The 20221-nt window shown below is 38.3% G+C and carries 24 protein-coding genes; 2 read left to right on the top strand and 22 right to left on the bottom strand.

From position 1 onward, the window contains the following. Positions 1 to 4: 4 nt before the first annotated feature. The 11 genes from JO40_RS08465 to JO40_RS08410 form a co-directional block, all read right to left on the bottom strand. Positions 5 to 2452 (bottom strand): glycogen/starch/alpha-glucan phosphorylase, encoded by a 2448-nt coding sequence (locus tag JO40_RS08465; protein ID WP_044978959.1) that lies wholly within the window; start codon positions 2450 to 2452, stop codon positions 5 to 7. An 89-nt stretch (positions 2453 to 2541) separates the two neighbouring features. After that, positions 2542 to 3009, bottom strand: a complete 468-nt coding sequence (locus JO40_RS08460) for a GNAT family N-acetyltransferase (RefSeq protein WP_044978958.1) — start codon at positions 3007 to 3009, stop codon at positions 2542 to 2544. 15 nt (positions 3010 to 3024) lie between these two features. Then, positions 3025 to 3306, bottom strand: coding sequence for a type II toxin-antitoxin system VapC family toxin (locus JO40_RS08455; protein ID WP_044978957.1), 282 nt, complete (start codon positions 3304 to 3306; stop codon positions 3025 to 3027). Continuing rightward, positions 3306 to 3536 carry a DUF2281 domain-containing protein gene (locus tag JO40_RS08450; RefSeq protein ID WP_044978956.1) on the bottom strand — a complete coding sequence of 77 codons (231 nt, stop codon included), beginning with the start codon at positions 3534 to 3536 and terminating at the stop codon, positions 3306 to 3308. Before JO40_RS08450 ends, JO40_RS08455 begins: the two co-directional genes overlap by 1 nt. 205 nt (positions 3537 to 3741) lie before the next feature. After that, a complete protein-coding gene (locus tag JO40_RS08445; RefSeq protein ID WP_044978955.1) occupies positions 3742 to 4383 on the bottom strand; it encodes a DUF3841 domain-containing protein in 642 nt (213 codons plus the stop codon). 19 nt (positions 4384 to 4402) lie between these two features. Next, positions 4403 to 4840: a hypothetical protein gene (locus tag JO40_RS08440; RefSeq protein ID WP_044978954.1), complete on the bottom strand. Its 438-nt coding sequence runs from the start codon at positions 4838 to 4840 to the stop codon at positions 4403 to 4405. A 234-nt stretch (positions 4841 to 5074) separates the two neighbouring features. Further along, a complete protein-coding gene (locus JO40_RS08430; RefSeq protein WP_044978953.1) occupies positions 5075 to 5551 on the bottom strand; it encodes a pyridoxamine 5'-phosphate oxidase family protein in 477 nt (158 codons plus the stop codon). Positions 5552 to 5663: 112 nt separating this feature from the next. Continuing rightward, on the bottom strand, positions 5664 to 6017 hold the full coding sequence (locus JO40_RS08425; RefSeq protein ID WP_044978952.1) for a nuclear transport factor 2 family protein: 354 nt from the start codon (positions 6015 to 6017) through the stop codon (positions 5664 to 5666). A 16-nt stretch (positions 6018 to 6033) separates the two neighbouring features. Continuing rightward, positions 6034 to 6534 carry a methyltransferase family protein gene (locus JO40_RS08420; protein ID WP_044978951.1) on the bottom strand — a complete coding sequence of 167 codons (501 nt, stop codon included), beginning with the start codon at positions 6532 to 6534 and terminating at the stop codon, positions 6034 to 6036. A gap of 36 nt (positions 6535 to 6570) precedes the next feature. Further along, positions 6571 to 7323, bottom strand: a complete 753-nt coding sequence (locus JO40_RS08415; RefSeq protein WP_044978950.1) for a head GIN domain-containing protein — start codon at positions 7321 to 7323, stop codon at positions 6571 to 6573. A gap of 47 nt (positions 7324 to 7370) precedes the next feature. Continuing rightward, positions 7371 to 8600: an aminopeptidase gene (locus tag JO40_RS08410; protein ID WP_044978949.1), complete on the bottom strand. Its 1230-nt coding sequence runs from the start codon at positions 8598 to 8600 to the stop codon at positions 7371 to 7373. Between the two features lie 145 nt (positions 8601 to 8745). Between JO40_RS08410 and JO40_RS08405 the strand changes: the two genes are divergently transcribed. Then, complete coding sequence (locus JO40_RS08405) at positions 8746 to 9660, top strand: alpha/beta hydrolase (RefSeq protein WP_044978948.1); 915 nt, start codon at positions 8746 to 8748, stop codon at positions 9658 to 9660. A gap of 21 nt (positions 9661 to 9681) precedes the next feature. On the opposite strand, the gene JO40_RS08400 is transcribed toward JO40_RS08405, so the two are convergent. The 10 genes from JO40_RS08400 to infC form a co-directional block, all read right to left on the bottom strand. After that, positions 9682 to 10152, bottom strand: coding sequence for an outer membrane protein assembly factor BamD (locus tag JO40_RS08400; RefSeq protein ID WP_044978947.1), 471 nt, complete (start codon positions 10150 to 10152; stop codon positions 9682 to 9684). 96 nt (positions 10153 to 10248) lie between these two features. Next, positions 10249 to 11598, bottom strand: coding sequence for an OmpA family protein (locus tag JO40_RS08395; protein ID WP_044978946.1), 1350 nt, complete (start codon positions 11596 to 11598; stop codon positions 10249 to 10251). A 19-nt stretch (positions 11599 to 11617) separates the two neighbouring features. Continuing rightward, a complete protein-coding gene (locus JO40_RS08390; protein ID WP_044978945.1) occupies positions 11618 to 12907 on the bottom strand; it encodes a lytic transglycosylase domain-containing protein in 1290 nt (429 codons plus the stop codon). Then, a complete protein-coding gene (locus JO40_RS08385; protein WP_044978944.1) occupies positions 12907 to 13950 on the bottom strand; it encodes a tetratricopeptide repeat protein in 1044 nt (347 codons plus the stop codon). The genes JO40_RS08390 and JO40_RS08385 overlap by 1 nt, the downstream gene beginning before the upstream one ends. A gap of 65 nt (positions 13951 to 14015) precedes the next feature. Continuing rightward, positions 14016 to 14465: a YaiI/YqxD family protein gene (locus tag JO40_RS08380; protein WP_044978943.1), complete on the bottom strand. Its 450-nt coding sequence runs from the start codon at positions 14463 to 14465 to the stop codon at positions 14016 to 14018. Further along, the gene (zapA, locus tag JO40_RS08375; RefSeq protein ID WP_044978942.1) at positions 14462 to 14761 is read right to left on the bottom strand and encodes a cell division protein ZapA; all 300 of its coding nucleotides are present in this window, start codon (positions 14759 to 14761) and stop codon (positions 14462 to 14464) included. Before zapA ends, JO40_RS08380 begins: the two co-directional genes overlap by 4 nt. Positions 14762 to 14767: 6 nt before the next feature. Beyond that, complete coding sequence (locus JO40_RS08370; protein WP_044978941.1) at positions 14768 to 15226, bottom strand: cell division protein ZapB; 459 nt, start codon at positions 15224 to 15226, stop codon at positions 14768 to 14770. Position 15227: 1 nt separating this feature from the next. Continuing rightward, entirely contained in the window at positions 15228 to 15587 is a 360-nt protein-coding gene (gene rplT / locus JO40_RS08365; protein ID WP_002668132.1) for a 50S ribosomal protein L20, read from the bottom strand. Positions 15588 to 15617: 30 nt separating this feature from the next. Next, positions 15618 to 15818: a 50S ribosomal protein L35 gene (gene rpmI, locus JO40_RS08360; RefSeq protein WP_044978940.1), complete on the bottom strand. Its 201-nt coding sequence runs from the start codon at positions 15816 to 15818 to the stop codon at positions 15618 to 15620. Positions 15819 to 15843: 25 nt separating this feature from the next. After that, complete coding sequence (infC, locus tag JO40_RS08355) at positions 15844 to 16371, bottom strand: translation initiation factor IF-3 (protein WP_044978939.1); 528 nt, start codon at positions 16369 to 16371, stop codon at positions 15844 to 15846. A 168-nt stretch (positions 16372 to 16539) separates the two neighbouring features. Here infC and pbpC point away from each other — a divergent pair, with 168 nt between their 5' ends. Beyond that, complete coding sequence (pbpC, locus tag JO40_RS08350) at positions 16540 to 18897, top strand: penicillin-binding protein 1C (protein WP_044978938.1); 2358 nt, start codon at positions 16540 to 16542, stop codon at positions 18895 to 18897. Here pbpC and JO40_RS08345 read toward each other — a convergent pair. After that, entirely contained in the window at positions 18894 to 20189 is a 1296-nt protein-coding gene (locus tag JO40_RS08345; RefSeq protein WP_044978937.1) for an L-cysteine desulfidase family protein, read from the bottom strand. The two genes, pbpC and JO40_RS08345, sit on opposite strands and share 4 nt — an antisense overlap. Positions 20190 to 20221: the final 32 nt, after the last annotated feature.

The following is a 20221-nucleotide window of genomic DNA, read 5'->3' as shown; positions in this document are numbered from 1 at the left end:
CATTTTATACTTTAATTCTTTCCAGTTTCCAAATTTCATCAACATAATTTTGAATAGTCCTATCCGAACTGAATTTTCCGGATCGGGCTATATTTAAAATACATTTTTTTGCCCAATCATGGCGGTGATAATACTCGCTTATAATTCGTTCATGAGCTTTTTGATAGCTCTTAAAATCGGCAAGAATATAATAAGTATCAGGCCGCTGTCCTTCAACACCGTAAATCAAAGAATCGTAAAGTCCTCTAAAGGTTTGCTCTCCCGGCAGGGTGTATGTCCCGTCAATAAGCTGGTTTACAGCTTTTTCCAGTTCAGGATTTGCTGAAAGATATTCCCTCGGATTATAGGTGTTTTCCTTATCCATCTTTAAAATCTCTTCAGCCTTAAGTCCGAAGATAAATTCATTCTCCGCTCCGGCTTCTTCAATAATCTCGATATTCGCTCCGTCAAAAGTACCGATTGTTACGGCTCCGTTAATCATAAATTTCATATTACCCGTACCGGAGGCTTCTTTTCCGGCAGTAGAAATTTGTTCCGAAATATCGGCGGCAGGAAATATTTTTTCTGCAGCAGAAACACGGTAGTTTTCGACAAAAACAACTCTTAATTTACCGGCAACCCTGTGATCGTTATTTATTCTGTCGGCAACCGTATTTATGAGCTTTATTATCTCCTTTGCACGTCTATAGGCTGCTGCAGCCTTTGCTCCGAAAATAAATGTCATCGGAATCGGATCATAGGAAGGATCATTTATAATTCTGTTATAAAGGGTCATTATGTGGAAAATATTTAATAACTGCCTTTTATATTCGTGAAGGCGTTTTATCTGAACATCGTAGATAGAATCGGGGTTGATAAATATTCCCTGATTTTCTTCAAGATACTCGGCAAGTCTTATCTTGTTTTTATGCTTAACTTCGATAAAGCCTTCCAAGAAGTCTTCATTGTCTATAAAGGCTTCAAGTTTTTTTAATTCTTCCAAGTTGGTTATCCAGCCGTCACCTATGTATTTTGTTATAAAAGCGGAAAGAAGAGGATTGGCCGTTAAGAGCCAGCGTCTCTGAGTTACTCCGTTGGTCTTATTGTTAAACTTATGAGGATATAGGTCATAAAAATCGGCAAGTTCTTTATGCTTTAGGATTTCGGTATGAAGAGCGGCAACTCCGTTTACCGAAAAAGATCCGGCTATAGCAAGGCGTGCCATATGAATCTTTCCGTCAGCCATGATCGCCATATTATTATGCTTTTTCCAATCTCCCGGATACTTTTCGTAAAGTTGTGCCAAAAAACGCCTGTTTATCTCTTCAACTATTTGATAAACTCTGGGCAAAAGTTTTTGGAAAACATCTATGGGCCATTTCTCCAAGGCCTCAGCTAAAATCGTGTGGTTTGTATATGCAAAAACTTTTTTTGTAATATCCCAAGCCGCATCCCATTCAAGATGATAATCGTCCATCAAAATACGCATAAGTTCAGGGATTCCTACAACAGGGTGGGTATCGTTTAGCTGGATTACAACATAATCTGGCAGCTTGGTAAAATCCGTACCCTCTCTATGTATAAATGAGCGTATAATATCCTGTAAACTTGCTGAAGTAAAAAAGTATTGCTGTTTTAAGCGTAAATTCATTCCGGGCGGGCCGGAATCATTCGGATATAGAATACAGGAAATGCTTTCGGCATCTATCTGTTTTTGGAATGCCCTGTTATATTCCATACTGTTAAAAAGCGGAAGATCAAAGCCGTCATCTGAGGAAGCTTCCCAAAGGCGGAGGGTGTTTACCGTATCCGTACCGTAACCCACAATCGGCATATCATAGGGGGTAGCTATAATTTCTTCTGCCCCGTTTAGATCATAATATAGTTTTCCGCTCTCTGAGGTTCGGGAAGAAGGAATTCCTCCAAAATATACCTTAACGCTCAAATCGGAGCGGCGTACCTCCCAAGGGTCGCGGGCAAAAAGCCAGCGGTCGGGATATTCGACCTGATAACCGTTTTCGATTCTTTGTTCAAACATTCCATACTTATAACGGATGCCGTATCCGTGCCCGGGATAGTCCATAGTTGCAAGGGAATCCAAAAAACATGCGGCGAGTCTTCCCAAGCCTCCGTTACCCAAACCGGCATCGGGCTCTTCATCTTCGATAATAGAAAGAGGCTCGGATATTTCATCTGCAATTTCTTCAATGGTTTTTCGAATACCCATATTGTTTATATTATTTATTAAGGCTCGTCCCATCAAAAATTCGGCCGAAAGATAATACATCCTTCTGACTCCGGTTTTCTCTTGAGCATTCATAGTCTTAATCCAGTTAGATTGGATAAGCTCCATAACCGTACTGGCTACGGCATCATAAATCTCTCGGCGGGTAGCCTTATCAAGACTTTTACTGAAATTTCTTTTTAAGCGTCTTATGACGGAATCCTTTACTTCTTCTTTTGAAATAACCAAGTTTCTACCTCCTTCTTATGTATCCATATTATTCTACATCTATTGTATGCCTTTTTTCAGATAAAATCAAGGCTATTTATTGGGGGGCTTTATATTTTTTTAACAACAAATCTGATATATGTATCAAAGCCAAGACTCTCATAGAAACACTTTGCATCTTCGTTCAGCTCCCAATGGCTCAGCTCAATTTGTGAGGCTTTTTCTTTAACGGCAATTTTTTCAATTTCTTTTATAAAAGCCTTGCCGATTCCCTTTCGTCTGTATCCAGGCACTATGCCGATTTGATCGATATGTATTCCTCTATAGGCTTTTCTAAAAGAATTTTCTTGATAATCCCGAATATAAAATAAAGCATAACCGGCATCTTTTCCGTCACAAGAGACAATATAGCAAAACCAATTTTCTTCTTGTAATTGCTTTTTAAAAAAATTTAATGTTTCATCATATGAAAAAGGTTTAAAATACTCAGGATACAATTTGTAATGAAGCTCTTGCACATCTTTATTCATTAATGCGATATACTCGGCATCTTTTGATAACCTGAAACTTAAATCCATAATTTTTCCCCACTATTACCATAAGATTTTTACTTTGTATTTTGGAATAATAGAATCCTTTGTAATAATTGTCATATCTTCACATTGAGCTTGTGCAATAATCAAGCGGTCAAAAGGATCGTTATGTATTTTTTCCAATTTTAACTTTTCAATATTTTGTTTTATTGCAATTTCCCAAAAAGTTACAATGCTCACATACAATGTATCTTCAGTTAGAATAATGTTTTTAGCAGAAGAAGAAAGATTTTCATCTTCATCAAAAAGCCATAAAAGCGTGTGAGTATCTAAAATGTACATTACATATACTCCTCAAAACCGGGAGGAGTATCATCAAAATCAGGAGACATCCAAATTTTACCTTTCAAAATCCCAAATCTGCGTTTTGGCTTCTTATCCTTTAAATTATCTTTTTTACTTATTGTTGTATTTTTTAAACTATCCACAATTATATAAAGAAGCTTAAGTTTCTGTTCATAAGGCATTTCTGAAACCTGTGTTTCCAACTGAGAATACTGTTCATAAGACATAAACATACCTCCTCTAGATTATTATAACACAAATATAACTTTTTGTATCTAAATTTAACATAATTTTAATAAAATCAAGTCATCCGATTAAGCGATTTTCCATTCTTTCTATAGCTCTGATATGAATGCGATCATGCCAAATAGTTGATCAGAAATTTTTTTTATAGATTCCCATTCATCATTTTCTATAGATTCGTATGGATCTTTAATCTAAGATAAACCGTTCGGGGATTCTTTCACCCGGTCTTATGACCTGTTTAACCCATTCTTTTTTTATGTGCCAGATATTTGCCTGCACATCAAAGATATTCCAATCTTCTATATCAAAAACTCTGAGCCAGCTGTCCCGTACCCGTTTTTCTTCATCGGGGAACATCCGTGCATATCTTCCGTTAATGAATTCATAGGAATTTTTAAAACCCTTTTGCTTTATGTCTTCTTCGTAGGCTGCAAGATCCGCTTCGTTTTCAGGAACATAGTGCAGATTTAACACGTAATCCCATTTAAACCCGCTGAAGTACAAGATTTCTTCATCGGGGACTTCCAAAACATAGGCGACTTCGCCTTCTTCCGGGCGCATACAACTTTTTGCACTCACAGAGCACCAGATATGATAATCGGCATAATCGGGCTTTTTTATGCGCTTAGATGATTCTTTTATGAACCAGTCATAGCATTTAAGCATAAAAGATGAGATGCCTGCAAGGTGTTCTTCTATGTATATTCTTTTATTAAGAAAAAGTCCAGTTTTTTCCAGAATATCCAAAGACCTTTTATCTTGGCAAGTAAACAATAAAGTTTTTCCGTTTTTGGTATAAGGATTTTTTATATGCTCATTCAAAGTCATTACCTCTCATAAAATTTAGTTAACGTTCACTCATATATTGTCTTACTTCGGCAGAAGCCAACATACGTATTTGTGTATGCGGATATTCTTTATATTCTCCAACAGTAAAAAGAGGCGCTGTTTGTTTGCATTTTTTATCTTTATTTTTTTTCAAAAATAAAAGCAGATCATCATAGGAAGGGAAAATTTTATATGATTTTTTTCCCTTGCTGCTTTCTATTTCGTAGATACCGCAGGCCTTTTTTTCCGTATAATCCGCGGTCCGTAAATAGAGCTTGGCAATTTCCAATGATTTAAACGGAAAATTCCATCTTTGCAAACCTCGTTGAGGATCACGCTCAATACAAATACACCGTCCGCATGTTCCGCAGATATATTGTGTATGGTGCTCCAAACAATCTACGGGATTAAGCAGCGGAGTAATTCTATTTTCGTTTACATAACATTCTTCACACATTTTATCCTCCCATAAAAACTTTTTGCAAGGATTATCAGAGCCTTTCGGCTCTGTTCTGTAAGGAAATTTTTCATCGTATCCGCTAAAGCGGATAGCGAATCAAATCCTGAAAAAAGTTTTTTCAAGCGGTTTGCTTGCAAACCGCATACAATAACACGACGTTTGCCTGAAAGGCAAACTCGGCAGATAAACAGTGAGGCAGTATTTGTGCCGAACTGTTTATCACACCTCCAACTAAGCCTTAGCTCTGCTTTTTGCCGTTACACATGGAACATCGATACGTAAAACAGTAACCTGTTTTGTCATCTGTTCGGTTATTTCAAAATCCCGGCCTGTCTGTGTTTTCATCAGCAGCTGCAAGCCTAAAATCTTTTCTTTTACATCTTCAACAAAAAAAGCCGTGCCGTCTCCCATAACGCTTGCATATTCCGATCCGTACTCACACGGAATTTCCCCTCCGGAAATAACCACAGCTTCCGTTTCAAGCTCGATAAAAACATGAGGGTTCTTGTTTATAATATCCAGCTTCCGCCCTTTTTTTGCGCAGTGCACATATAAAGTCAATTTGCCTTCGTTAAATATAAAACCGTACTGCATCGGTACTACATACGGCCGGTCATTATCGATCATACCGATATGTACAACCTTTGCTTTTTCGATAATTGATTGTATTTGACGATTATCCGTTACTGCCCTGTCTACTCTTCTCATAAATAAACCTCCCTTATATAAATTGATAATTTGTAATGTGCAATGTGTAATTACCGCATACCGTACGTAGGCTACTTTAATTACCAATTACAAATTATCCGTTACCAATCGGTTATGTATTTTTCTCCAGTCTCCATTGAGGAGGTTCTCCGTCATATCCCCAATATTCATTCATCGCAATGATTTTACCGTCTTTTATTTTTATAAACGACACCACGTGAAAAGAACTTGTTTTATCGGCGCTGTATACGTTGACTGCGGTGATGGTAAGGTCTCCGATTTGTTCTACCCTTTCGATTGTACCGTCCCATGTCCCCGGATATTCACAGTTTACCCGTATGTATTCTTCCGCTGTAAAATGCTCATTGGTACAATGCCAGTTGATATATGCCGAATCTGCAAAAAAGGTACGCAAACTCTCCTTATCCTGTTTTAACACCGCATTCCAAAAATCCTGTATGTTCATAGTCTTGCCGGCAAGATTACTTATTCTTTTTCCACGGAATAAATCGGTTGACCCGTTTACTATAAGCTTTATATTCCTCTCCGAAGCGGTCTAAAAGCCATCGCTCTTCCGTAAGCTTCATAAACACGGTAAGGTACAGCCAAAAAATAGGCGGCAAAATCAATACATACCAATTACGGCAGAACAGCAGCGCACCGATACAGATAAACAAAAAGGCGGAATAAATGGGATTACGCACGAGGGCATACACGCCGCCGGTTTCAAGCCGGTTCGACTTTATCTTGATGTCGATCTTGGCGCCGAATACCGCAGCATACCACAAGATACCCCCGACTGCAATGCACAAGATTCCGGCAATTACAAAAAGAACTGCGATGATACCACCGGTAACATTGCCGCTTGTAAGCATATTGAATTTGACAAGCGCAATCCCTGCAGCGGTGAGCGCAATCATAATTGCAATACACACAGGCCCTACTCCCATAACAGGGAGATGTTCTTGGTTTTCTTTTTTCATATTATATAAAATCCTTCATGGCTAATCACTCCATTTTTAAAGAGAAGATATGCTGCCGCTGCCCGAGCTTTTTACTTTAATTTCAGGATTACCCTTATAACGGACTGAACCTGAACCGCTGATATCGGCTTTTAAATTCCTTGTAACCCAAACTTTTGCAGAACCGGCACCTGAAATTGAAATATCGGCTTTTTCGGTTTCCAAACCGGTTGTTTTTATATCCCCTGAACCGGAAATATCCGCTATCATATTTTCGGCTTTTCCTGTTGCGGAAAAATCGGCTGCGCCGGATACGTCCAACCTTAAGGTATTTACCGTAATATCGAGTGCAGTAATATCACCGCTGCCTGAGATATCTATCGACATTGAATCTTTAGGCATATTGAATGATGAAATGCTGCCTCTAACTGAACCGGACGTCTGCAACTTTATTAAAGCAGGCATTGTAATAGAGGCTTTACAATGCGTCTTTGATATGCTGTATCCCGACTTAAAACCGATGTTAAGAGTGGTGCCGGTAACGGATATATCTAAATAGGAGAAAATATTTTCATCCGTTTCAATTTGAATGGAAAAGGCTTCGCTGCACCGTATATCGGCAGTCCAACCGCCTGAGATGCAAACAGTAGTAAAATTATTTTCAGAAAATGATTTAGTTTCTATTATTCCGTTTCCTTTGATTGACTTATCTGAATCGGAAAAGGATCGGCAGCCGATGCACATAACCAAAAGAGCCGTTATCAGGGCAGCTTTTACAATACCGATTAGTTTGATTGTTGTTTTATTCATAAAAATCCTTAAAATAAATTTTTTCGTTTATGATACATTTCTTTATTTTATATCACCCAGTTTCCGTCTTTTAGAAGCTGAACTTGAGTTCCGTCCTTTTTAACACCTATAACGGAAAGCTCAGGGCCGCCGACCATAAAGTCAACATGAATAATAGAATTATTCATCCCTATTTTTTTCTTTTCTTCGTCGGTAAAGGTTTCTCCTCCTTCTATATTTTCGCTATAGGCGTTTCCTATGGCAAAATGGCAGGATGCGTTTTCATCAAAGAGAGTGTTTTTAAAAAGAATGCCTGTGTTGCTGATGGGAGAATCATCTGCTACCAAGGCAACTTCACCAAGACGGCGTGATCCTTCATCGGAATCTAATAGAGATTGAAGCACCTCTTTTCCTTCCTTAGCATCAAAGTCTATAACTTTTCCGTCCTTAAAGGTAAAATGAAAATCATCGATAATTCTTCCTCTGGCAGCCAATGGCTTTGTGGCTTTTAATGTTCCGTTTACCTTAAAGGCATGAGGCATCGAAAATACTTCTTCAGTAGGAATATTGGCCATAAAGACATCTCCTCTAGTGCTCTTGCCGGAGCCGCCGACCCAGCGGTGTCCTTGGGTAAGATATACTTCCAAATCGGTTCCCGGTCCCTTGTATAAGAGCTTTTCAAAAGCCATCTCGTTTAAAAAGTTTTGATGTTTTTTTAAGGCGGCATCATGTTCTTTCCATGCGGCAACAGGGTCGGGAATGCTTACCCTTGTTGCGTCGAATACTTTTTCCCAAAGTTTTGTTAGAGCTTGGTCTTGAGGTAATTCGGGAAATACAGATTTTGCCCATTCGGGAGTCGGGTGCGCGGCAACGCACCATTTTACGTGGTTTTCCATTGTGTATTTCATTATGGACTTTGAGGCTATAGCCCTAGTCTTATTCCATTCAGAAACTTTTTTTGCATCAGCGTTTTTTAAAAGTTCTGGATTATCTGCTACTATTGCAAGGCGATGGTAATTATTTTTATAAGCCGCCTCCATATAGTCTATTTTAAATTTGGGCATTTCCTTAAAGATGCTGTCAGCACCGTAAGCATAGCGGTCAAGGGTCATCTGATCATCGGAAAAGTCATAGATAACATCCTTGGCTCCCATCTTATAAGCCTGTTTTGTAACCTCCCGAACCATGCCGATTGAATGTTCGTTTACAAGTACAAAGATACCATCGCCCTTTTGTATATTAAGGCCGACTTTCAAAATAAGTTCAACATATTTTTCTATATTTCGTTTAAAATCCATAAAGTCCTCCAAAAATGATTTATAGTTTTACCACTTTACCATAAAAAATGAAAAAAGTAAATGATTTATACTTTTTTTTAATTTGCCTATTTATTTATTGAAAATTATATTTTTATGAATTATAATATCTAAAAGGGGATTAATTATGCAGACAATTTATCAAACAATGAACGACGGATCGGCTATTGCAGTGCATCAATGGCTGCCTAAAAAAAAGCCAAAAGCTGTAATCCATATAGTTCACGGAATGGCAGAACATGCTTTAAGATATGAAGATTTTGCAGAAGACGCTTGCACTAGAGGTTTTACCGTTTTTGCAGCAGACCATCGAGGACACGGCAAAACTTGCGGAAATGTAATGCTTAAAGGATACCTTTCGGATAATAACGGTTTCCAAAGAGTGGTGGAAGACCAAAAAGAAATCAATGATGAAATTCAAAAAATTTATCCGGATATTCCGGTTATAATATTGGGACATTCATTCGGGTCTTTTATAACTCAAAACTATATAGAAAACTACGGTAAAACCGTGAAGGCGGCTGTCTTAGTAGGGAGTGCAGGCCCAAACCCTATATTGAAAATCGCAGGCATTGCTGCCGGCTTAAACAAGCTGTTTTCAGGAAGAAAAAAGCCTTCTCAATTTATGGATAAACTAAGCTTTGGAGCCTACAATAAAACCGTTGATTCCCCTAAAACAAATTTTGACTGGCTTTCAAGAGATGAAAAAGAGGTTCAAAAATATATTGATGATGAATTTTGCGGTTTTGTATGCACTGTAGGTTTTTATCAAGACATGATTAAAGGACTAAAACAAACGCACAAAAGTAAGGAAATGACTAAGATTCCGACTGACCTGCCCATCCTAATTACTTCAGGCGAGAGGGATCCCGTTTCAAACCTCGGTAAGAGCGTAAAAAAACTATATGATATTTATAAGGCCAATGGTATCAAAGACCTTAACTTAAAGCTCTATGAAGGAGCCCGCCATGAAATCTTAAACGAAACCAATAAGGAAGAAGTTAAGGCCGATATTTTTGAATGGATAGAAAAAAGGTTATAGGATAAAATCCTATTAAACTTGTTATTCTGTTTTTTCAGGTTGTGCCTTTGTTTTTCTCAAGTTGTATTTTTGGATATGCCCTTGAGTTTTTTTATAATCCTTCCTTGCAAGAACCAAATACTTAGGAGCAAGGCCGGCCCCTCCGGCCATTTCGTACCTGTCGATGATAGTTTTAAGCATATCATCGGCTTCAAGCCATTTGTTTTGACTTATATAGATATGGGCTATCTCGTATTCTGCAGCTGTTCTGGTAGAGGCATCAGAGCCGTAGCGTTTTATAATTATTTTATAATACTCAAGAGCATTTCTTAAATAACCGTTATCAAGTTCTGCTTGAGCCCTTTGATTTAGTTCAATCGGTGTAAGATTTGCAGGAACGGTTTCATCAGTCGGAAGACTGGAACAAGAAAACAGCAAAGAAATTGCAGTCATTAAAATTGTAAGGCCAAACAAATTAAAAACACAGGCCTTAACTCTAAATTTTTTTATCATTTTATTCTCCAATTTTATTTAAATTATATTTTAATACAGCATAAACAAACAAGGCTAAAAAAAGTATCATAATTAAAATCAGCCTCATGTAAACGATTACTCACGGATTACCGTAATTTCAACCCGACGGTTTTTTGCCATATTTGCCTCATTATTACTGGGAGCCTTTGGTTTTGTACTGCCGTAACCGGCTGTCGTTATCCTTGAGCGGTCAATTCCCCGTTTTGAAATTTCATCTGCAATTCTTTCAGCTCTCTGTATCGAAAGAATTTTTTCTTCCTCAGGTCTGTTGAGGTCAGCCGTATGACCTTCAATTAAAAATTTTGTATAAGGCCCTAATTTTAAAAGAGCTTCCGCAATTAAATCTATCTTTCCCATCTCTTCAGGAAGTACATCGGGCATATCCGCAACAAACCGTATATCATACATAATTATCTTTATGATATTTTTCGGATTGGATAATTCAATTCCTTTTTCTTTTTTCTTTTCAAGTAATAGTTCAATATCATGATAGGCAAAGTAATAGTTTTCATCGGGAGGAGTAAAGGGCTCTGTAACATGAAGCATATCTTCATCACAGACGATAACGACTCTCCCCTCCTGTAAAAGTTTTAAGTTTTCAGGCTTTGATAAAATACGGCTGCTGTCTTCCATCGAAATAATCGGATCGGTTCTATTTTGGCCGAAAACACCTCTTGCTATTATACGCAAGGGCTCGGTGCCGACATATTCCCTATACAGCTCTTCATTAAGGCTTGAAGAATATAAAACTATGCCCAGTTTTTTTGCTATTTTAGGATCAACCATGTTCTTTTCATATATGGTAGACATATCGGTATCCCAGATTTTCGGAAAAATGCAGGGTTGAAGTTTTTCCTTTGTGTATTCTCCGTGCACGGGCAGCAGGCCTCTGGCATCTATTAAAATACCCGTATAGACCTTGCTCACTGCCGTACTTGGCGGAATTGAGGGTGTATAAGGAGTATTGTGCTTTATAAACAGCTTTGCAATTTCATGCATTTCAGTACTTGTTTGTATCAAGGCATCGGATAGATCATTTGAAAAATGAGGATTTTTATAATTTCCCTTTTCAATTATCTTGTTTATACTGTTTAGATTTACTTTTTCTTCAGCAAGATAGTTTCCCAGACGGTGGGAAGAATCAACTATAACTGAAAGATAAATGTCTTTTAAAAGTGAAGGCATATATCTTTCTATTGTATTAAAAGCCGCATCCCTATCACTTGGAAGATAAAATCCGCTTTTATTCATATCCAGTTTTATTAAGGATTCGATTGTACCGTTCTCCCAATTTTGAACGGAAGAAGATTGCAAAACGGGTTTATAGGCATTTAAGGTAAAACTAAAAAGGAAAAAAAACAAAAAGAAGCTGCTTAAGCTCTTGGCGTTTTTTAAAGTGCTATTTTTATTTAAAAATTTATTCATTTGCTTATCCCCTTGGCTATCAGTTTATTATCGGCACCTTTAGTTTTTGACCTAAGGAAAGCACCGAATTCACCTCGATTCCGTTTTTTTCGGCAAGAGTTTCAACCTGAATATTATATTTTAAGGCTATAGACCAAAGCGTATCACCCTTTTTAATTACACATACATCAGTAAATTCAACATTTTGGTCATCTTTTCTATTACGGTATGAAGCTACGGTTTTTAAAGCGGGTATTTTAATTACCTGCCCTATCTTAAGGGCGGATGGTTTGACATTGGGGTTATAGTTCATAATAGACTTAACACTTACGCCATAGTGTTTTGATAAGGCATAAAGAGTATCACCTGATTTTATCTTATAACTGTAATATTTTATGAGAAGGGTGTTTTTTTCAAGCAAATCTTGAACAGCATCTTTATATTCCAGAGGAATACGCAAGTTATATTTTACATTGGGAGGTGTAATATTAAATTTCAAAGAAGGATTAAGGGCTGAAAAAAGCTCAGTATCAGCGTTAATTTTTTCTGCAATCAGAACAATATCCACAGAACGCCTTATCGGGATAACATCAGTGGCTTGATAATCAAGAGCCTCGCCCCAATCTATGCCGTACTTTTCACTTTGCATAAGAATTTCTGCAATAGCTAAAAATTTGGCAACATAGAGGGAGGTTTCAGTCTTTAAAAATTTGTTTTCGACCAAGTACCAATAATTGCGGCTTCCGGCTTTTTTTATAGCCTTGTCTAAGGCACCTACTCCGCAATTATAAGCTGCAAGAGCCAAGTACCAGTCATTATAATAATTATAGTTCCATTTAAGTTTTTTTACGGCGGCGGCACTGGTCTTCCATGGGTCTCTCCTTTCATCAATCCATTCATCGATATGAATATCATAACCGCCGATACTGTTCCGCATAAACTGCCAGATGCCCACGGCCCCCGATTTGGAAACAGCCTTAGGAGAAAAACCGGATTCTATCACCGGTAAGAACAAAAGTTCCGGAGGAAGATTTTCTCTGCGAAGTTCTTCAATAATAAAATTGCGGTAAGGAATAGACCTTTGCATAATCGCTTCCAAATAGCGTAAGCCGTCTTCATTAAGATACCGAGTTCTAAATTTTTCAATTAGAGGGTATTTTGAAGAAACGATGACCGTACCATGAAGCGATTTTTGGCAGTTATAAGAAAGGGAAGTTTTATTATATTGCCAAAGTTCAACAGGTTCATCTCTTGTAAAATTTAAAGAAGCTGAATGAATGAGATCAAGGCTAAAAAAAACTGATACTATAAAAAATAGTCGAATCTTCACTAAATTTTTTCTCCGTAGTAAATACCTGCCCATTCCCATCTTCCATGGATTTCAGGGTCTGCCGGAAAATTTACCTTTCTAAAATACAGGTACCATATTCTTGAATATTGGTTCCAACCGGAGGTTTTAAGGTAGGCCTCGTAGGGTGTAGAAGAAGGGTCAATCTCAGGCTCTATTTTTATATAAGTTCCGTACATAAAATTTCTTAAAGAAAAATCGGGAGAACCGTAAATATCGGAAAGCTCCTGTTTCCATGCCATAGAAAAAAAGTTTACCTTTGAACGGTACCTCTCCAAAGTATCATAGTCCTTCCTCTGAATTGCCGACTTAATAATGGACAAAAGTTCATCAAGGCTTTCCATTGTCCAGCTTTTTGTCGAAGTGCTGTAGTCTACGATTTTTCGGGCATAACCGTAATTATCGGGAATACCTGGAATAATTAAATCAAAGCGTCCGAGACCTATAAATTTTGAATAGGTTTGAATGGCTAAATTCCATTCTCCTAGCTTTTCGTAATTTTGTGCAAGCATAAAATAAGAATAAGCAGGATCAATGTCGTCATAAAAGTTAGAAAGTAAAAGAGAGTAATACTCTACAAGACGCTTAGGATCATTGGTTATATTTATTAAATTTTTTAAACTTAGATATTGAATGGACTTTCCTGAAATTTCCATATCTTTATCAAGTTTGATAACTCTTTCAAAAAAATAGGCAGCCGGTTCATTCATTTTTTGTTCCATGTACTCGTTTGCCAGCATTAAAAGCCAATAGCCCTTATAAGGGTCTTCGGGGTTGTTTTCTATGAGGGAGCTTAAAAATACAATTAAAAGCTTATTTTTCTTTTTAACTTTGAGATTTTTTGCTATTCTATCCTTAACGGCAAAACTCATTTCTTTGCTTTCCGCCTTTTTTAATACTTCAATAAGAGTTCTTTGCTCGTCTTTTAAGTTATCCATTCCATCATATAAATAAAGATCAGGATCTTGTTTACAGCTTATAAGAATAAGGCAAAGCATTAACATTAAAATAAATTTATTTTTCATCCGGTTATAATACCATTTTTCCCCTAAAAGTACAATAAGGACTAAAATTCTGAGCTAAAAGCACCTTATTTTAAGGCTTTAGTCAAAAGACTGTCTAAAAGATTTGAAAATTTTTGAATCTCTTTTTTACCGAAAGAGTTTGTTTTTTCGGGAGCGAGTCCGTTGGCCTGTAATTCATACATAAAATTCCTTGCAGATAGGTAGGTATTTATGTTCTCACGGGTAAAACGAGTTCCTCTGTCATTTATCACATAAAGCCCCTTATCTACCAATATTTTTGCTAATGGAATATCTCTGGTTATAGCCAAATCTCCCTCAGCCGAATTTTCGGTTATGTATAAATCGGCCGATTGTTCGGTATTTTCAGTAACAACCATGCTTATGTTTTTACTCTTAGGTACGGGTATTTTCCTGTTTGCTGCAAAAATTACAGGTATTTTTAGGCGGTTTCCTGCATTGGCCGTAATCTGCCTTATTCTAACGGGGCATGAATCTGCATCCACCCAGATTTTCATATTACCTCATTGATTTTTTCGATCATCCTCATAGCGGATTTTTCTATATCAAAAGCTTTTTTGATTAGCTCGTCGGAATTTTGTTCCGAAAATTCTTCCTTGTATAATTCGTCGGTAATCAAAATACCTGCAAGTATGGCAAGTTTTAAAGGATCGGTAACCTTAGAACTTTGCCTCACTTGGTCTAAAACATTTAAATAGTGATTATAAATTTGATTTAGATATTCATCCGTTTCATTGGCTTGAATTGCAAAGGAAGTTCCCAGTAAGTCTATATTTAATTGCCCTTTGCTCATTTTTACCTAAAATATATCCATCTGTTTACTTGTATCGGAGGATTGTCCCAGTACATCATCAAGGTCTTTTTGAAGATTATCGGAAACAGGTTCTTCCGTTAAGCCGCTTTCTTGTGCTGTTTGTTCTTTTTTAGGAATCGGTGCAGAAAAAGTCTCTGATCCGGAGCCGACAGAAACAGGGGCAGAGGTTTCAAATTCCGAGGCCGCAGGCCTCATTTCATGTTTTTTTACATAAGAGGCATCCTCAAACGCACTTAATTGATTAAGTGCGTTGATGATTCCTTCCTCGATCTTGGATTGATCATCCTTAAAAGTTACTATAAGTTTCTCCAATTCGGAAATACGTTTATCTCTAACTTCAATTTCCTTTTTTAGAGCATCTTTTTCGGTATGAAGGCTTTTTATCATCTGTACAGCCCTTTCTACCTTGTTTTCAAGGAGCCTTACCTGATCGAGATTGAGCATATTAGACTCCTAAAGCTTTTTTTGAAGCTTCCACAACAGCCTTAAAAGCGGTAGGGTCTTCGATAGCCATGTTTGAAAGGGCCTTTCTGTTTAATTGGATTCCGGCCTTGTTCATTCCGGCAATAAAGCGTGAATAGGTAATACCCTCAGCTCTAACGGCTGCATTGATACGGGTAATCCATATCTGCCTCATATCGCTTTTTTTATCTTTTCTTCCTACATAGCTGTGGAGAAGGGCCTTCCGTACGGCATCCCGGGCTGCCTTAAAGTTAGTACCCCGTCGGCCTCTAAAGCCCTTGGCTTGCTTTAATATAGCTTTTCTTCTTGTAATTCTTCTATCACTGCTTGTTGATCTTGACATTATAAACTCCTGACTTCTATTTCAAATAAATTAACCATAGGGCAATAACTGCTTTCTCATTTTTATACTGTCAGCCTCTGAAAGAATGGCCGATTTCTTAAGACGGCGTACCCGTTTTTGAGATTTTTTAGTCATAATATGACCCTTGTTCATCTGCTTGTATTTTACCTTACCGTTTGCAGTAAGAGAAAATCTTTTTTTAGCAGCCCTTTTGCTCTTCATCTTAGGCATAAGTACCTCCAAATTTATTATAAGCTTATTTCTTTTGTTTGGGACTCAATGTCATAGACATCGTCCGTCCTTCCATAGCAGGTTTTTTCTCGAGGGTACAGGCTTCTTCACCCCCCAGTTTTTCCAAAACCTTGTTTAAAACTTCATAACCGAGCTCAGTATGAGCAAGTTCGCGTCCCCAAAAACGCACGGTTACTTTTACTTTATCGCCGCCCTCAAGAAATTTTTTAATATGTGCAGATTTAAACTCAAGATCATGGTCGTGTATCTTAGGCTGCATTCTGATTTCTCTCATCATCTGCTGCTTTTGATTTTTCTTGGAGTCACGGAGCTTTTTCTCCATTTGAAATCTATACTTACCGTAATCTATTATTTTGCAAACCGGAGGCTTCGCGGTAGGTGCAACTTCAACAAGGTCAAGCCCGGCTTCTGCGGCCATTTTTACAGCCTCAATAGTGGGAACAATACCTGCTTGTTCTCCATTAACCCCGATTAACCTAACCTCTCTTACGCGGATTTGATCATTTACCCGCAAACCTTTTACTTCAGCCAACGATTCTCCTTCTGCACATTTCCTAAGTGTGCGATATAATAAAATTTTAAGGTTAATTATATCGAAAATGAAAAAAATAGTCAAGTATACAAATTTCCTCACGTTAAAACGCTGTTATGCTTGTCCTCAACCTTTCCTTATGCTATAATCTCCCGCGGAGACTTAAAAATGAATTTTCCAAAAGAACTGCCGATAAAAAAAATTTTTAAGGCCCTGATTCCGGCCTTTACTTCCGGCCTGATAGTTTTATTTTTAATACTTTTTTTTACACCGAATTTTAAAGTTGATTATTCTTTTACTCTTTACAGCTCCGACGGAAAACTTTTAGGTGCATCGGCTGCAAGTGACGGGCAGTGGAGATTTCCTCAAAGCTCAAAGCTGCCTGAAAAATACAGGGAAGCTCTACTTACCTATGAAGATAAAAATTTTTATTTTCATTTTGGGATAGACCCTCTTTCGGTTTTTAGGGCAGCAGTTGAAAATGTTCTAAAAGGAAAAATAATTTCGGGAGCTTCTACAATTACAATGCAAACCTCCCGTCTCTCAGACCGTCTTTCAGACCGTCTTTCAGACCGTCTTTCAGACCGTCTTTCAGAAAAAAAACCGGTAAGAAACTTTAAGCAAAAACTTAGGGAAAGTTTTTTATCTCTTTTTTTGGAGCTTTCCTATTCAAAAGAAGATATTCTTAATCTTTACTCATCCCATGCACCATACGGCGGAAATGTTGTAGGCCTTGAAGCCGCCTCATGGAGGTATTTCGGAAGGGGGCCTGAAGATTTAACATGGGCGGAAGCCGCCTGCCTTGCAGTCCTTCCCAATCAGCCCTCTTTGGTTCGCCCGGGAAAAGAATCCGAAATTTTAAAAGAAAAGAGGGACAGGCTCTTGTACAATCTTTTTTTACAAAAAAAAATCGATAAGGAAACCTACAGTCTTTCCGTCGCAGAACCTGTTCCCGATAAACCTAAAGCTCTTCCGCAAAAGGCTTATCACTACCTTGAGTTTTTAAAAACAAAAAGTACCGATCAAAAAAATATAAGCAGTTTGGATTATTCTTTACAGGAAATAATTTTTGAAATTGCAGATCATCATTTTAAAAGAAATCTTTCAAGCGGTGTTTATAATACAGCCGTTTTAGTTTTAGACACCGAAACGGGAAAAACTCTAGCCTATATAGGAAACACAGGGCTTAACAATGCCGATGCAAAAAACGAACATGTCGATATGATTTATGCAAGGCGGAGTTCGGGGAGCTTGTTAAAACCCTTTTTGTTTGCGGCAATGCTGGATGCGGGAATGATTTTACCGGACCAACTCCTCATAGATATTCCGACAAAGATTGCAGGCTACACACCTCAAAACAGTAACTACACATACTCTGGAGCTGTTCCTGCCCGCAAGGCTCTTTCTTATTCTTTAAACATTCCGTTTATAAGAGCCCTGCGTGAATTTACAATACCGGCCTTTTTGGATATCTTAAAAAGATCAGGCTTTACCACATTTAACCGTTCGGCCGACGAATACGGACTTCCTCTGATTTTAGGAGGAGGAGAAATAAGCCTATACGAAATTACAAACACTTATCGAAAGATGATGCTGAGAGCTCAAAACAAACTTGACGAAAAATTTCCTTTTTCTTCGGGAGCCTGCAGAATAACAATGGATGTGCTTACCGAAGGGAACAGGCCGGAAGAAGAAGCTATCTGGCAGCTCTATGCACAAAATCAAAAAATTGCATGGAAGACAGGAACCAGTTACGGGAACAAGGATGCTTGGACTATAGGAATTACGCCTAAATATTCCGTAGGCGTTTGGTGCGGCAATGCTTCGGGAGAAGGAAGGCCTGAGATTACAAGCACAAAACTGGCCGCTCCAATCCTATTTGAAATTTTTAATATCTTGCCAAAATCGGACTGGCCCGAAAAAGAATTAAAAGATTTTGAATTTATAAAAACTTGTGCAGACTCGGGTTACCCCGCAGGAGAATTTTGTAAAAACACAAAGGCTGTTTTAAAGCCTATACACGCTCATACCCAAAGCACCTGCCCTTATTGTAAAAAGGTATCTTTAAGTCCTGACGGCAAGTTTCAAGTTAAGGCAAACGATATAAACGAATTACCTAAAATAGAAAATAGGTTCGTCCTTCCGGCAGCTGCAGAATATTTTTATAAGCAGGGGCATCCGGAATATAAATCCCTCCCCCAGTGGCTTCCCGAAAGTACGGCATCAAATGCAGGCGAGTTTGAAATTCTATTTCCCGAAGACGGAACATCAGTTTATATTCCCACGGAACTTGACGGCTCTTTTGGGGCATTGGTCGCAGAAGCCGCCCATAAAAACCCCGAAGCTGTAATCTACTGGGATTTGGACGGAGAATATTTAGGAAGCACAAAATCCTATCACCAAATGAAAATTCAGCCTCTAAAGTCTGGTCGAAGAGGTACCCTTAAGGGCCGACATGAGCTGACCCTTACGGACAACAGGGGAAATACCCGCAAAAGAATTTTTTATGTTCTAAATGAAAATTAGTCTTTAAGCATAACCTGTAATACAACTTCGTCGGTTTTGCGCATACCTTGGGCTGCAACAACGCCGATGCCGGCTATGGTTTTTTCGATATCGTCCTTGACTATGCCGTCACCGCCTGCAAAGAAGTTTCCGTCCATAGCAAGCTCGTGAGAAAAAAGAGCCGAGTCCAAGGCAGAAGCTATTTTAGCGGCACATGACTGCTTGGCTCCGTCACAAAGGATTCCCGATACGGTACCCAGAGTATTGACTATTGTTCCGCAAATCTGTTCATAAGAGCCGCCCTTCATATAGGTAATTGCAGCAGCGCAAGCAGCTCCGGCAGTTACCGCACCGCAATAAGCAGAAAGTCTGCCTATTCCGGTTTTTTGGTGAATGGCTAAAAGATTGCTTACAATCAAACAGCGGATTAGTTTTTCTTCGCTTAACTTATTTTCACGGGCATATACAACTACAGGTACGGAAACGGCTAAGCCCTGATTACCGCTTCCCGAATTGGTAATAACCGGATAAGAACAGCCGCACATACGGGCATCGGAGGCTGCTGCGACTTCACCTTCCGCTTGAACCTTAACCGAAAAATTATCGCCCTTCCTCTGGTTATATTTTAAAATATTTTTTCCCGTTTCAATTCCGTAGGAAGTTTTTAAGCCGTCCTCTGAAACTCTCATATTATATTCAACCTGTCTCATAATGATGGGAGAAACTTCATCAACCGGAACCGTGTCTGCAAATTCCAAAATATCTTTTACGTTTAAACAAGTTCTATCGGTTAAAGCACCTGCGGCAGACTCCAAGCTAAAAGGCTTTTCAAAGATAATTTCGTCATTCTTTTTTAGAAGTACGATATTCGTATGCTGGTGAATGAGCTCGGCGACTCCGGTATCTCCGTTTAGTTTGCCCGTAATCCTTATATGAAGACTTGCAGGTGTATCCATTAGCTTAAGTTTGGTGCAGCCCTTAGCTAAATATTTATGAGCCTGTTTTACATGCTCATCGGTAACATCGGCTAGTACCTCCAAACCCTTATCGGCATTTCCTCCGATAAGACCTATCCAGGCGGAGGCTTCCATTCCCTTCATTCCGCCGGTATTCGGTACAATAACCGACTTTGCATTTTTAATAATATTACCGCTGCTCTCGATTAAGATTTCATCGGGAACGCCTCCCATGATTTTTCGTAAATTGGCAGCCGTGTAAGCAATAGCAATAGGCTCCGTACATCCAAGGGCCGGAACCAATTCTTCTCTTAGAATTTGAACATACTTTTCATGCTTTGATTTATCTAAGCTCATACTTTTTCTCCAAATTAAAATTATAACCCGAA

Source organism: Treponema putidum (genome assembly GCF_000755145.1).
GTDB lineage: Bacteria > Spirochaetota > Spirochaetia > Treponematales > Treponemataceae > Treponema_B > Treponema_B putidum.
The sequence above is the reverse complement of the archived record's forward strand: the minus strand, read 5'-3'. Positions and strand labels throughout refer to the sequence as shown.

Coding starts and splice junctions, on each gene's coding strand:
- JO40_RS08460 (WP_044978958.1), bottom strand. CDS start 3,009: ATGGATTTAAGTTTCAGGTTATCAAAAGATGCCGAGTATATCGCATTA.
- JO40_RS08345 (WP_044978937.1), bottom strand. CDS start 20,189: ATGAGCTTAGATAAATCAAAGCATGAAAAGTATGTTCAAATTCTAAGA.
- JO40_RS08415 (WP_044978950.1), bottom strand. CDS start 7,323: ATGAATAAAACAACAATCAAACTAATCGGTATTGTAAAAGCTGCCCTG.
- JO40_RS08425 (WP_044978952.1), bottom strand. CDS start 6,017: ATGAACATACAGGATTTTTGGAATGCGGTGTTAAAACAGGATAAGGAG.
- JO40_RS08400 (WP_044978947.1), bottom strand. CDS start 10,152: ATGATAAAAAAATTTAGAGTTAAGGCCTGTGTTTTTAATTTGTTTGGC.
- rpmI (WP_044978940.1), bottom strand. CDS start 15,818: ATGCCTAAGATGAAGAGCAAAAGGGCTGCTAAAAAAAGATTTTCTCTT.
- JO40_RS08445 (WP_044978955.1), bottom strand. CDS start 4,383: ATGACTTTGAATGAGCATATAAAAAATCCTTATACCAAAAACGGAAAA.
- JO40_RS08395 (WP_044978946.1), bottom strand. CDS start 11,598: ATGAATAAATTTTTAAATAAAAATAGCACTTTAAAAAACGCCAAGAGC.
- JO40_RS08450 (WP_044978956.1), bottom strand. CDS start 3,536: ATGTCTTATGAACAGTATTCTCAGTTGGAAACACAGGTTTCAGAAATG.
- JO40_RS08405 (WP_044978948.1), top strand. CDS start 8,746: ATGCAGACAATTTATCAAACAATGAACGACGGATCGGCTATTGCAGTG.
- JO40_RS08455 (WP_044978957.1), bottom strand. CDS start 3,306: ATGTACATTTTAGATACTCACACGCTTTTATGGCTTTTTGATGAAGAT.
- pbpC (WP_044978938.1), top strand. CDS start 16,540: ATGAATTTTCCAAAAGAACTGCCGATAAAAAAAATTTTTAAGGCCCTG.
- JO40_RS08420 (WP_044978951.1), bottom strand. CDS start 6,534: ATGAAAAAAGAAAACCAAGAACATCTCCCTGTTATGGGAGTAGGGCCT.
- zapA (WP_044978942.1), bottom strand. CDS start 14,761: ATGAGCAAAGGGCAATTAAATATAGACTTACTGGGAACTTCCTTTGCA.
- rplT (WP_002668132.1), bottom strand. CDS start 15,587: ATGTCAAGATCAACAAGCAGTGATAGAAGAATTACAAGAAGAAAAGCT.
- JO40_RS08380 (WP_044978943.1), bottom strand. CDS start 14,465: ATGAAAATCTGGGTGGATGCAGATTCATGCCCCGTTAGAATAAGGCAG.
- JO40_RS08370 (WP_044978941.1), bottom strand. CDS start 15,226: ATGCTCAATCTCGATCAGGTAAGGCTCCTTGAAAACAAGGTAGAAAGG.
- JO40_RS08440 (WP_044978954.1), bottom strand. CDS start 4,840: ATGTGTGAAGAATGTTATGTAAACGAAAATAGAATTACTCCGCTGCTT.
- JO40_RS08430 (WP_044978953.1), bottom strand. CDS start 5,551: ATGAGAAGAGTAGACAGGGCAGTAACGGATAATCGTCAAATACAATCA.
- JO40_RS08410 (WP_044978949.1), bottom strand. CDS start 8,600: ATGGATTTTAAACGAAATATAGAAAAATATGTTGAACTTATTTTGAAA.
- JO40_RS08385 (WP_044978944.1), bottom strand. CDS start 13,950: ATGAAAAATAAATTTATTTTAATGTTAATGCTTTGCCTTATTCTTATA.